General features: G+C 73.7%; 12 protein-coding genes. 2 read left to right on the forward strand and 10 right to left on the reverse strand.

Annotation, left to right across the window (positions count from 1 at the left end):
• Window positions 1-2: 2 nt before the first annotated feature.
• Window positions 3-614, forward strand: coding sequence for a class I SAM-dependent methyltransferase (locus tag PKC53_RS10720; protein WP_324428472.1), 612 nt, complete (start codon window positions 3-5; stop codon window positions 612-614).
• 43 nt (window positions 615-657) lie between these two features.
• Window positions 658-1,971, forward strand: a complete 1,314-nt coding sequence (locus PKC53_RS10725) for an NADH:flavin oxidoreductase/NADH oxidase family protein (RefSeq protein WP_324428473.1) — start codon at window positions 658-660, stop codon at window positions 1,969-1,971.
• Between the two features lie 41 nt (window positions 1,972-2,012).
• Here the strand turns inward: PKC53_RS10725 and PKC53_RS10730 are convergent, their stop codons facing one another.
• The 10 genes from PKC53_RS10730 to PKC53_RS10775 form a co-directional block, all read right to left on the reverse strand.
• Window positions 2,013-3,458: a serine hydrolase domain-containing protein gene (locus PKC53_RS10730; protein ID WP_324428474.1), complete on the reverse strand. Its 1,446-nt coding sequence runs from the start codon at window positions 3,456-3,458 to the stop codon at window positions 2,013-2,015.
• A 76-nt stretch (window positions 3,459-3,534) separates the two neighbouring features.
• On the reverse strand, window positions 3,535-4,680 hold the full coding sequence (locus PKC53_RS10735) for an MFS transporter (RefSeq protein ID WP_324428475.1): 1,146 nt from the start codon (window positions 4,678-4,680) through the stop codon (window positions 3,535-3,537).
• Window positions 4,681-4,781: 101 nt separating this feature from the next.
• The gene (gene upp, locus PKC53_RS10740) at window positions 4,782-5,414 is read right to left on the reverse strand and encodes a uracil phosphoribosyltransferase (RefSeq protein WP_324428476.1); all 633 of its coding nucleotides are present in this window, start codon (window positions 5,412-5,414) and stop codon (window positions 4,782-4,784) included.
• 24 nt (window positions 5,415-5,438) lie between these two features.
• On the reverse strand, window positions 5,439-6,200 hold the full coding sequence (locus PKC53_RS10745) for an NAD-dependent deacylase (protein WP_324428477.1): 762 nt from the start codon (window positions 6,198-6,200) through the stop codon (window positions 5,439-5,441).
• Window positions 6,193-6,927: a 23S rRNA (guanosine(2251)-2'-O)-methyltransferase RlmB gene (gene rlmB / locus PKC53_RS10750; protein ID WP_324428478.1), complete on the reverse strand. Its 735-nt coding sequence runs from the start codon at window positions 6,925-6,927 to the stop codon at window positions 6,193-6,195. Before rlmB ends, PKC53_RS10745 begins: the two co-directional genes overlap by 8 nt.
• A gap of 28 nt (window positions 6,928-6,955) precedes the next feature.
• On the reverse strand, window positions 6,956-7,429 hold the full coding sequence (gene bfr / locus PKC53_RS10755) for a bacterioferritin (RefSeq protein ID WP_324428479.1): 474 nt from the start codon (window positions 7,427-7,429) through the stop codon (window positions 6,956-6,958).
• Between the two features lie 109 nt (window positions 7,430-7,538).
• Window positions 7,539-7,802, reverse strand: coding sequence for a hypothetical protein (locus tag PKC53_RS10760; protein ID WP_324428480.1), 264 nt, complete (start codon window positions 7,800-7,802; stop codon window positions 7,539-7,541).
• Between the two features lie 185 nt (window positions 7,803-7,987).
• The gene (locus PKC53_RS10765; RefSeq protein ID WP_324428499.1) at window positions 7,988-8,656 is read right to left on the reverse strand and encodes a heparan-alpha-glucosaminide N-acetyltransferase; all 669 of its coding nucleotides are present in this window, start codon (window positions 8,654-8,656) and stop codon (window positions 7,988-7,990) included.
• A gap of 69 nt (window positions 8,657-8,725) precedes the next feature.
• Entirely contained in the window at window positions 8,726-10,864 is a 2,139-nt protein-coding gene (locus PKC53_RS10770; protein ID WP_324428481.1) for a 3-hydroxyacyl-CoA dehydrogenase NAD-binding domain-containing protein, read from the reverse strand.
• Between the two features lie 2 nt (window positions 10,865-10,866).
• Window positions 10,867-12,072, reverse strand: coding sequence for an acetyl-CoA C-acetyltransferase (locus PKC53_RS10775; RefSeq protein WP_324428482.1), 1,206 nt, complete (start codon window positions 12,070-12,072; stop codon window positions 10,867-10,869).
• Between the last annotated feature and the right edge of the window lie 3 nt (window positions 12,073-12,075).

Below are 12,075 nucleotides of genomic sequence, written 5' to 3' on the forward strand. Positions count from 1 at the left end.
CGATGGACCCCGCTGCGCCCAGTGTGAGCTTCTTCGACGCGCAGTTCCGGCGCCAGGTGCGGCAGCGCGATTTCGAGCTCAACCCGTTCGAGCGCGAGGCGCTGCCGCACCTGCGCGGCGACGTGCTCGACGCCGGCTGCGGCCTGGGCAACCTGGCGCTGGCCGCCGCCGAACGCGGCTGCTCGGTGCTCGCGCTCGACGCCAGCCCGGCGGCGATCGAGCACCTGCGCGCCGTCGCGGCGGCGCGGTCGCTGCCGCTGCGCGCCGAACAGGCGGACTTGGCCGGCTACGCGCCGCCGCCCGCGGCCTTCGACGCGGTGGTCGCGATCGGCCTGCTGATGTTCTTCGACTGCGCGACGGCGCGGGGCCAGCTCGCGAGGCTGCTGGCCGCGGTGCGCCCGGGCGGCGTCGCGGTGGTCAACGTGCTGGTCGCAGGCACGACCTGGCTCGAGCCGTTCGGCGACGGCGCGCACTGCCTGCTGCCGGCCGACGAACTACGCCGCGCCTTCGCCGGCTGGACGCTGCGCCACGACCGCGAGCAGGCCTTCGACGCGGCGGGCGGCACGGTCAAGCGCTTCGTCACCGTGATCGCGCAGCGGCCGCGCGACGGCTGAAGCGCTGTCCACGGCGTCACCGCAGCGCAGCCCGGCCCCGCCGATGGCGACGCCGCCGTCCGATCCGCTGGCCCAGCCGTTGACGCTGCCCTGCGGCGTCGTGCTGCGCAACCGGCTGGGCAAGGCGGCGATGACCGAGGGCCTGGGCGACGCCGCGCTGCGCGCCACGCCCGAGCACGCGCGCCTGTACGCGGCCTGGGGCGACGGCGGCGTCGGCCTGAACATCACCGGCAACGTGATGGTCGACCGCCACGTGATCGAGCGGCCGGGCAACGTGGCGATCGACGTGCGTCACCCGCCCTGCGTCGACGCGCCCGCGCGCGATCGCCTGCGCGCGTGGGCGCAGGCGGGCACGGCCGGCGGCGCGCAACTGTGGATGCAACTCAGCCACGCGGGTCGGCAGTCGCCGCGCTACGCGACCCGCCAGCCGGTCGGGCCCTCGGCAGTGAAGCTCGACCTGCTGGGCAACTACAAGACCCCGCGCGCGCTCGGCGACGCCGAGATCGTCGACATCGTGCGGCGCTTCGGCGCGGCGGCGCGCATCGCGCAGGAGTGCGGCTTCACCGGCGTGCAGGTGCACGCCGCGCACGGCTACCTGATCAGCAGCTTCCTGTCGCCGCTGACCAACCGCCGCGACGACCGCTGGGGCGGCGGCATCGGCAACCGCGCGCGCCTGCTGCTCGACTGCGTGCGATCGGTGCGCGCGCAGGTCGGCGCGGATTTCGCGGTGTCGGTCAAGCTCAACTCCGACGACTTCCGCCGCGGTGGCTTCAGCCACGCCGACTGTCTGCAGGTGGTCGAGCGGCTCAACGACGAAGGCGTCGACCTGCTCGAGATCTCCGGCGGCACCTACGAGCAGCCGCGCCTGCTCGGCGTCGAGGGCCGCAGCGCCGACGCGGTGGCGGTGCGCGCCAGCACGCGCGTGCGCGAGGCCTACTTCCTCGCCTACGCCGAGGCGATCCGCGCGGTGGCGACGATGCCGCTGATGGTCACCGGCGGTTTTCGTTCGCGCGCCGGCATGGAGGCGGCGCTCGCGTCGGGCGCGCTCGACGTGATCGGCGTCGCGCGGCCGCTGTGCACGCATCCCGACTGCGTGCGGCAACTGCTGGAGCGGCGCATCGACCGCCTGCCGGCCTACGAGCAGCGCCTGCATCTGGCCGCGCAGGGCTGGCGCTCGCCGGCCAGCCCGTGGCTGGCGCTGAAGATGGTCAACGTGCTCGGCGCGCAGGGTTGGTACTACCAGCAGATCGAGCGGCTGGCGCGCGGCCGACCGGCGCAGCCCGACCGCGGCGTGCTGCGCAGCTTCGTGCGCTACTGGTGGGACGAGCTGACGCGCGCGATGCGCCTGCGCCGCTGAGCCGTGGGCGGCCCGTGCGAACCCGCCGCACGGCCACGGGCTCAGCGGCGCGGCGCGGCCTCGCGGGTCGCCTCGGCGGTGCCGAACATCGAACGCAGGTGCAGCGTCGGCGCGTCGGGCGTGCCGGAGAACCTCAGCCACAGCCCCAGCGTCGGCACGTAGAAGGTGCCGCGGTCGACCGCGAACGCCGACGCCGCCTCGCCTTCGCCGACGCGCAGCGTCGCGCCGCCGTCGTGCGCGGTCCACTGCAGCGCGCCCAGCGTCGGCGAACGGTAGTCGCCGGCCAGCGCCGCCCGCTGCGCGCGCGGCAGTGCCAGCGGCGCCGGCGTGCGCTCCGGCGCCGGGTCGCGGCCGGCCAGCACGTCCACGAGGTCGCGCGTGATCTGCTCGCAGTGCCACGGTGGCAGCAGGCTGTTGCCGACCCAGGCGACGACCTCGCGCCGCTCGCGATCCCACCAGACGTGCGCGTAGAAGGCTTTGTACTGACCGCTGTAGTGGCAGCGGCGGCGCGGCGCGTCGCAGTACCAGCTGAGCATCGTCAGCGCCTCGGGCAACCCGCTGACGAACATCGCCTCGCGCAGGCCGCGCTGCAGCCGCTCGGGCGCCATCACGCGGCCGCGCGCGAAGGCGTCGCCCCAGCGCGCCCAGGCGCGCGCGCTCGCGTGCACGTTGGAGCCGCCGACGAAACCCTCGCCGTCGAAGGCGTCGAACGGCTGCCAGCGCCCGTCGGCGTCGCGCCGGTAGCCGACGGTGCGCGGCACCGGGAAGTCGGCGAAGCGTGCCGGCCGCGCGAACATGCCGTCGAGTCCGAGCGGCGTGAAGTAGCGCTGCTGCCACCAGCGCGCGATCGGCTGCCCGGTCACGCGCTCGACGACGAGCGCCGCCGCGTCGAAGCCGAGGTTCGCGTACTCGACGCGCACGCCCGGCGGCCGCCGCGGCTGCGGCTGGCGCTGCGCGGTCAGGCGCAGCAGGTCCGGCGTGTGCAGTTCGCTGCGCGCGCGCAGTTCCGGCTCGAACAGGCCGTAGTCGGGCAGGCCGCTGCGGTGGGTCAGCAGGTCGCGCAGCGTCTGCCCCGCGTAGGGGTACTCGGGCAGGTGGCGCGTGACGGCGTCGTCGAGCGACACGCGGCCGTCGGCGGCCAGTTCCCACAGCGCCGCGGCGGTCAGCGTCTTGGCCATCGATCCGCCGTCGCTGGGCGTGTCGACCGTGAACGGCCGGTCCGGGTCGCGCTGCGCCAGCCCGACGGCGCGCTCGTGCACGACGCGACCGTCGCGCATCAGCACGAAGGCGCCCGACAGGCCGTGGCCGGTGACGGCGTCGTCGATCACGCGGTCGGCGCGCACGGCCAGCGACGCGGTCGGCGGCGCGCCGGCGCATGCGCCCAGCGCCAGGGCGAGCGCGGCGACGAGGCCCTTCGACGATCGTGACCGCGCGCCCGGCGCGCGGGCCGTCGCGACGACGCGGTCGGTGACATGACGCAACGGCATGTGATGACGCCCCCGGCGACGCACCCGCGCCGCGCGCCGATGATAGGCAAGGCGCCGGTCGCGGCGCGGCATGCCCTCAGCGCCGCGCCAGCGCGAACAGCGCCGCCACCGCCACCGCCGCCAGCACGCCGGCGAAACCCCACTGCGGCGACCACTGCAGCGCTGCCGCGCCCAGCGCCGGAGACAGCATCGCGCCCCCCGTGTACGACAGCACCAGCACCGCGGTGGCGTTGACCAGCGCGGTGCCCTGGTGGCGGTCGCCGATCTCGATCATCGCCAGCGTGTACAGCGCCCCACCGGCGCCGCCGCAGACGAAGGCCACCGTCGCCGCCAGCGCCGCGTGGCCGGCGGCCAGCGGCAGCGCCAGCGTCGCTGCCAGCGTCGCCGCCGCGCAGCCCAGCGCGACGGCGCGCCGCGGCAGCCGGTCGGCGAGCTCGCCCAGAGGCAGCATCGCCAGCGTGCCGCCCAGGCCGCTGGCCGACACCAGCAGCGCCGACACCGCCGCGCCGAACCCCATCGCCAGCCCGTACAGCGGCAGCACGCCGGCCAGCCCGCTCTCGAAGAATCCGCCGGCCAGCCCGGCGACCATCACCGCCGGCGCGGCGCGCAGGGCGTCGACGACGCCGCGCCAGCCCAGCCGCGTCGCGCGGTCGTGCGCCGACGTCGCCAGCGGCGGCAGCGCCAGGCTGCACACGAAGCCGACCGCGACCAGCGCCACCGCGACCCAGCGCGAGTGCTCGGCCGCCTCGTCTTCGGCGCCGAGCGCGGCCAGCAGCGCCGGGCCGAGCACGAAGGTGAGCCCGACCATGGTCTCGAACAGGCCGACGACCCGGCCGCGCCGGTGCGGCGGCGCCAGCTCGGCCACCGTGGCCTCGGCGACGATCCAGCGCAGCGCCGCGCCGACGCCCGCCGCCGCGTACAGCAGCGCCCACAGCACGACCGAGGTGCTCAGCGTGATGCCCAGCAGCGTCGCCAGCGGCAGCGCGACGCTGGCGACCAGCGCGCGCCGCCGCCCGAGCCAGCGCACCCACAGCGCGGCGAACGGCGTCGCCACCGCCACCCCGCCCCACAGCAGCGCGCTGAACAGCCCGACCTGCGCGGTCGCCAGCCCCTGCGCCTTCAGCGTGAACAGCAGCAGCGGCGCGAACATGAAGAAACCCGTCAGCTCAAAGAAGGTCGACGCGAACAGCGCCAGGATGCCGCGGCGGCGCCGTGCATGCATCGCCGACTCGTGAAGCGATCGCCGCGCATCCGGCTGCGCCGGTGCGCCGGCGGCGCCCCCTGGAGGGGGCAGCGCCGCAGGCGCTTCGGGGGTGGTCCGACTCACCCGTCCTTGGTGCCGAAGATCTTGTCGCCGGCGTCGCCCAGTCCGGGGATGATGTAGCCGTGCTCGTCGAGGTGGTCGTCGACGGCCGCCGTCCAGCAGCGCACCTCGGGGTGCGCGCGCTCGAGCGCGGCGATGCCCTCGGGCGCAGCCACCAGCACCAGCGCGCGGATGTCGCGGCAGCCGCGCGACTTCAGCAGGTCGACGGTGGCGATCATCGAGCCGGCGGTGGCCAGCATCGGGTCGACGATCAGCGCGGTGCGCTCGTCGAGGTGGCCGACGAACTTCTGGAAGTAGTGCTCGGGCTGCAGCGTGTCGTGGTTGCGGCTCAGCCCGACGACGCTGATCTTTGCGTTGGGCACCATCTGCAGCACGCCGTCGAGCATGCCCAGCCCGGCACGCAGGATCGGCACGACGGTGACCTTCTTGCCGGCGATCTGCTGCACGTCGGTCTCGCCGCTCCAGCACGCGATGCGCCGCGGCTCGAGCGGGAAGTCGGCGGTGGCCTCGTAGGCGAGCAGCGCGGCCAGTTCGCCGGTGATCTCGCGGAACTTCTTCGTGCTGACGCCGGCCTCGCGCAGCAGGCCGACCTTGTGCTGCACGAGCGGGTGCTTGACTTCGATGACGGGCATGGCGGGCCGGGCTCGCGGTGGCGGTCAGCGGCGAGTATCGAGCAGCGGCGGCAGCAGCGTCGCCGCGGTCCCGCGCAGCACCCAGTGCGCCTCGTCGTCGATCTCGCTGTCGTCCGGGTTGACGATGGCCACGCGCGCACCGGCACGGCGCGCGGTGTGCGCCAGCCCGGCGGCCGGCCACACGGCGCCCGAGGTGCCGACGACGAGCATCAGGTCGCAACGTCGTGCCGCGTGTTCGGCGGCGTCGACCGCGCGTTCGGGCAGCATCTCGCCGAACCACACCACGTCGGGCCGCACCAGGTTGCCACACTCGGCGCAGCGCGGCGGGCGGCCCACCGCCGCGGCCGCCGGGTCGCAGGCCTTGCCGCGCGGGCACGGGGTCAGCCAGCGGGCGGCGAGGATGTCGCCGTGCAGGCGGATCGTCTCGGGCCACCCGGCGCGCTGGTGCAGGTCGTCGACGTTCTGCGTGACCACCGTCAGCACGCCGGGGCGCTGGCGGCCGAACGCGGCGAGCGCCAGGTGCCCGGCGTTGGGCCGCGCGCGGCGCATGCCCTCGCGCCGCTGGGCGTACCAGTCCCACACGTGCTGCGGCTGCGCGCGAAAGCCCTCGACGCTGGCGAGCACCGCGGGGTCGAACTTCGACCACAGTCCGGTGGCGGGGTCGCGGAAGGTCGCGATGCCGCTCTCGGCGCTCATGCCCGCGCCGGTGAGCACGCACACGCGGCGCGCCGCGTCGACGTGCGCACGCACGGCGGCGAGGGCGACGGGGTCCGGCGCCTCAGCCACGCTGGCGCACCGCCTCGTACAGGCAGATGCCGGCCGCGACCGACACGTTCAGGCTCTCGACCGCGCCCTTCATCGGGATGCGCACCAGCAGGTCGCAGGTCTTGCGCGTGAGCGCTCGCATGCCCGGCCCCTCGGCGCCGAGCACCAGCGCCAGCGGCCCCGCCAGGTCGGCCTCGTGCAGCGTCAGTTCGGCGTCGTCGGCCAGCCCGACGACGCGCACCGACCGCTCCTTCAGTTCGTTCAGCGCGCGCGCGAGGTTGGTCACCATCAGGTACGGCACGGTCTCGGCGGCGCCGCTGGCGACCTTGGCCACCGTCGCGTTGAGGCCCACCGCGTGGTCCTTCGGCGCGATCACCGCGTGCACGCCGGCGCCGTCGGCCACGCGCAGGCAGGCGCCGAGGTTGTGCGGGTCGGTGACGCCGTCGAGCGCGAGCACCAGTGGCGGGCCCTGCACGGCGTCGAGCAGGTCGTCGAGCGAGTGCACCTGCGGCAGCGGCTTCACACGCGCCGCCACGCCCTGGTGGCGCGGGTTGCCGGCCAGGCGCGTGAGCTGGGTCTCGTCGCTGTCGACGAGCTTCGCGCCGGCGTCGCGGGCGCGCTGCACGAGCTGGCGCATGCGCGCGTCGCGGCGCGTCGCGTCGACGTGCACCTCGAGCACGCTGTCGGGAGCGGTCTTCAGCCGCACGCCGACGGCGTGGAAACCGTACAGAACCCTGGAAGGCGCCATGCGGCGATGGTAGCCGCGGCGCCGGGGCTCAGCGGTCTCCCAGCTGCGACTGCAGGAAGTTCGCCTCGCCGACGCGGGCCACCAGCGCGATCTGCGTCTCGAGGTGGTCGATGTGCGACTCGGTGTCGGCCAGGATGTCCGCGAGCAGATCGCGGCTGACGTAGTCGCGCACGCCCTCGCAGTGCGCGATCGCCTGCTTCAGGTGCGCGTGCGAGGTCTGCTCGGCCTGCAGATCGCAGTGCAGCGTCTCGACGGCGCTCTCGCCGATCAGCAACTTGCCGAGGTCCTGCAGGTTGGGCAGGCCCTCGAGCAGCAGCACGCGTTCGATCAGCCGGTCGGCGTGTTTCATCTCCTCGATCGACTCGTCGTACTCGTGCTTGGCCATGCGCTCGAAGCCCCAGTTCTTCAGCATGCGCGCGTGCAGAAAGTACTGGTTGATCGCGGTGAGCTCGAGCTTGAGCTGGGCGTTGAGGTGCGCGATGACCTGGGCGTCGCCTTGCATGTGCCGCTCCTCGTGGTGGTCGGTGGCGACATTGTGCCGGCGCGCGCCGGCCGGCGGACTTGCCCCTGCCGTGGGGCCGGGCGGCGGCGACGACGCGCGCCGCCGGTGATCAGGCGCGCAGGTGCAGCCGGGCGGCGGCGGCGTCGGGCGCGTGGTCGAAGCGCGTGGCCGGCGACTCGCCGGCCAGCGAGCGCATCTCGGCGTAGACGTCGGCCAGGCGCGACGCCGGCACGCGCATCAGGTGCAGCGACATCGACAGTGGCGTCACCGGCCTGGTCGGGCGTTCGTCGGCAGTGGCCGAGCGCACCGCGCTGACCGGCGCCACCGGCGCGACCTGCGCGACCGAGCGCGTGGCCGCGGCGACGGCGGTCAACGAGAGTCCGGTGGGTGATGGCGGCTGGATCGGCTGGAACATGACGGCCCCCGCGGTACGAGATGGCTTGACGGAGGTATCGGCCGGCGATCGGCGGACTTGAGGGGTGTTCGCACCCCAGTTCGGCGCGCGACGGCGTGAACGATGTCACGCCCGCGTCGGCAGGCCCTGGCGCCGCCGCGAGCTCAGCGCAGCGCCTGCCAGCCGACGATCGCGCCGATCAGCACCGGCTGGTGCAGCATGTAGAACGCCAGCGGCCAGCGCCCGAGCGCCGCCAGCGGCGCCGCGGCGCGCGGCAGCGCACCGCGCAGCAGCGCACGGCGGTGGGCCAGCAACCACTGCCCCGCGGCCAGCCCCCACAGCATCACGCCCAGCCAGGGCAGCAGCGGCACGTAGTCTTCCGTCACCGGCTTGCGCGTGACCAGTCCGACCCAGTTCGTCCAGCGCGAGTCGAACACCGGGTGCGCGACGAACAGCGGCAGCAGCAGCGCCGCGAGCCCCAGCGGCCACAACCAGACGCCCAGCGGTGCGGCGAAGCGCGCGATCACCAGCATCAGCGCGATGCCGTGCAGCACCCCGAAGCTGATCCAGCTGGCCGGGAACATCAGCGCCGATGCGGCCGACACCAGCGCCGCACAGCCGGCGATCTGCGCCCAGCGCCGCCAGAAGCGCGCCGCCGGCTGGGCGGCGTCGAGCGCCAGCGCCTGTCCGACGCCGGCGGTGAACAGGAACAGGCTGACGATCGCGGTGCGCTGCGTCGTCCACAGCGCGTCGCGGTAGAAGTCCTGCCGCGGCTCGAGCAGGCCGAAGTGGTTCAGGTCGAACACGAAGTGGAACGCCGCCATCCACAGCATCGCGGCGCCGCGCAGCGCGTCGACGCGGTCGAAGCGTTCGCGCGCGCCCACCTCGCCGCCGCGCCGGGTTCAGTCGGCGAAGGTGCGCCCCGACTCGGCGAGCTCGACGACGATCGCCGCGGGCTCGAAGCGCGCACCGTGCACCGCGGCGAGCTCGCGCGCCCTCGCGACGAAGGCCTTCGGCCCCATCGCGTTGACGTACTGCAGCGCGCCGCCGTGGAACGGCGCGAAGCCCCAGCCGTAGATCGAGCCGATGTTGCCGTCGGCCACCGAGCGCAGCACGCCCTCCTGCAGGCAGCGCGCCGCCTCGTTGGCCTGCACGATCATCAGCCGGTCGATCAGCTCGCGCTGCGGCGGCTGCTCGGCCGCCGGTGGGTACATCTCGGCCAGCCCCGGCCACAGCCGCTTGCCGTCGTCGTCGTAGTCGTAGAAGCCGCGGCCGGCCTTCTTGCCGACGCGGCCGAGCTCGCATAGCTGACGGATCACCTCCTCGCCCGGGTGCGCGCGGTACAGCTCGTCGGCGGCGGCGAGGTCCTTCTTCGTCTGCTCGATCACGTGCAGCGACAGGCTCAGGCTGACCTCGTCCTGCAGCGCCAGCGGCGGCATCGGCATGCCGGCCTGGAGCCCGGCCTGCTCGACGTGGCGCGGGTGCACGCCCTCCCTGAGCATCGCGATGCCTTCCATCACGTAGGTGGCGAACACCCGCGAGGTGTAGAAGCCGCGGCGGTCGTTGACGACGATCGGCGTCTTGCCGATCTGCAGCACGTAGTCGAAGGCGCGCGCCAGCGTCTCGTCGGAAGTCTTGTCGCCGACGATGATCTCCACCAGCGGCATCCTGTCGACCGGGCTGAAGAAGTGCAGCCCGACGAACTGCGCCGGCCGACGGCTCGCCTGCGCCAGCCCGGTGATCGGCAGCGTCGAGGTGTTGCTCGCGAAGACGGCGTCGGCGCCGATCACCGCCTCGGTCTTCTTCGTCGCGTCGGCCTTGATCGCGCGGTCCTCGAACACGGCCTCGATCACGAGGTCGCAGCCGGTCAGGTCGTCGTACGACGCCGTCGGGCGGATGCGCGCGAGCAGCGCGTCGCGCTTGTCGGCGGTCGTGCGGCCCTTCCTGACCGCCTTGTCGAGCAGTCCCTGCGAGTACGCCTTGCCCTTGTCGGCGAGCTCGGTCGACGTGTCGAGCAGCACCACGTCGATGCCGGCCTTCGCCGACACGTAGGCGATGCCGGCGCCCATCATCCCGGCACCGAGCACGCCGAGCTTCTTCACCTCCGACGGCGGCACCTTCGGAGGCCGCGACGCGCCCTTCTTGATCGCGTTGAACTGGTACCACAGCGTGCCGATCATGTTGCGGCTTTCCTGCGTCATCGCGCAGGCCGCGAAGTAGCGGCTCTCGACCGCGCTCGCGGCGTCGAAGCCGAGCAGGCCACCCTCGAACACGCTCGACATGATGTGCGTGACCGCCGGGTAGTTGCCGTAGCTCTTCGCCGCGGCCACCGACGGCCCGATCGACCACATCTGCGCCACCGCCGGCGAGCGCGAATCGCCGCCGGGGAAGCGGAACTTCGACTCGTCCCACGGCTGCTTCGCCTTCGGGTGCGCGAGGCACCAGGCCCGCGCCTTGGCGAGCAGCTCGTCGCGGTCCTTCGCGAGCTCGGTCACGAGCCCCATGCCCAGCGCCTTGGCCGGCGCGACGTCGTGGCCCTCGGCCATGATCTGCAGCGCCGCCTGGATGCCCACCAGCCGCGGCAGCCGCACCGTGCCGCCGCCGCCGGGCAGCAGGCCCAGCTTGACCTCGGGCTGGCCGAGCTTGAGCTTGCGGTCGTCGAGCACGATGCGCGCGTGGCACGCCAGCGCGATCTCGAGCCCGCCACCCAGCGCGTGGCCGCCGATCGCGGCGACCACCGGCTTGCCCATCGTCTCCATGCGCCGCAGCACGGCCTTCATCGCCATCGACGCTTCGAAGGGCTCGCGCGGCTCCTGCCACTTCGACATGCGGTCGAGGTCGCCGCCGGCGCAGAAGTCGGCCTTGCCCGAGGTCAGCACGAGGCCCTTGATGGCCTCGTCACTGGCAACGCGCTCGACGACGTGGGCGAGCGCCGTCATCAACTCGTCGCCGACGACGTTCATCGGCCGGCCCGGCAGGTCCATCGTCGCGACGGCGATGCCGTCGGCGCCGATCTGGAGCGTGATCGCTTCGCTCGTCATGGTCACACCCTTTCGATGATCGTCGCGATGCCCATGCCGCCGCCGACGCACAGCGTCGCGCAGCCGGTGGCCAGGCCGCGGCGCTCGAGTTCGTCGAGCAGCGTGCCGAGGATCACGCAGCCGGTCGCTCCCAGCGGGTGGCCCATCGCGATCGCGCCGCCGTTGACGTTGACGCGGTCCAGATCGACGCCGAGGTCGCGCGCGGTCTTCATCGGCACCACCGCGAAGGCCTCGTTGACCTCCCACAGGTCGACATCCTTGGCTTGCATGCCGGCCTTCGCCAGCGCCTTGCGGCACGCCGGCGTCGGCCCGGTGAGCATGATCGTCGGCTCCGAGCCGATGACGGCCGCAGAGCGGATGCGCGCGCGCGGCTTCAGCCCCGCCTTGACGCCCCCGGCCTTCGAGCCGACGAGCATCAGCGCCGCACCGTCGACGATGCCCGACGAGTTCCCGGCGTGGTGCACGTGCTCGATGCGCTCGACGGTGGTGTACCTGCGCAGCGCGGTGGCGTCGAAGCCCATCTGTCCCATCATCGCGAAGCTCGGCTCGAGCTTGGCCAGCGCATCGACGTTCGTGCCCGGGCGGATGGTCTCGTCCTCGGCGAGCATCAGCAGGCCTGCGATGTCGTGGACCGGCACGATCGAGCGCGAGAAGTGCCCGGCCTCGCGCGCCGCCGCGGCACGCCGGTGCGAGCGCACCGCGAAGGCGTCGACGTCGCCGCGCGTGAAACCCTCCAGCGTCGCGATGAGGTCGGCGCCGACGCCCTGCGGCACGAAGCCGAGCTTGGTGTTGATGCGCGGGTCCATGAACCAGGCGCCGCCGTCGCTGCCCATCGTCCAGCGGCTCATGCTCTCGATGCCGCCGGCGACCACCAGGTCTTCCCAGCCGGTCATCACCTTCGCTGCGGCCAGGTTCACCGACTCCAGCCCCGAGGCGCAGAAGCGGCTCTGCGTGACGCCCGCGCAGCTCTCGGCCCACTCGGCGTCGAGCACCGCGGTGCGCGCGATGTCGGCGCCCTGCTCGCCCACCGGCGTCACGCAGCCGAGCACGACGTCGTCGACGAGCGACGTGTCGAGCTCGTGGCGCGACTGCAGTGCCTTGAGCAGCGTGCGCAGCAGCCACACCGGCGTGGCCTGGTGCAGCGACCCGTCCTTCTTGCCCCTGCCGCGCGGCGTGCGCACGTGGTCGTAGATGTAGGCCTCGCTCATCGT

Origin of the sequence: Azohydromonas sp., from assembly GCF_035325925.1 — a bacterium.
Lineage (GTDB): Bacteria > Pseudomonadota > Gammaproteobacteria > Burkholderiales > Burkholderiaceae_C > Calidifontimicrobium.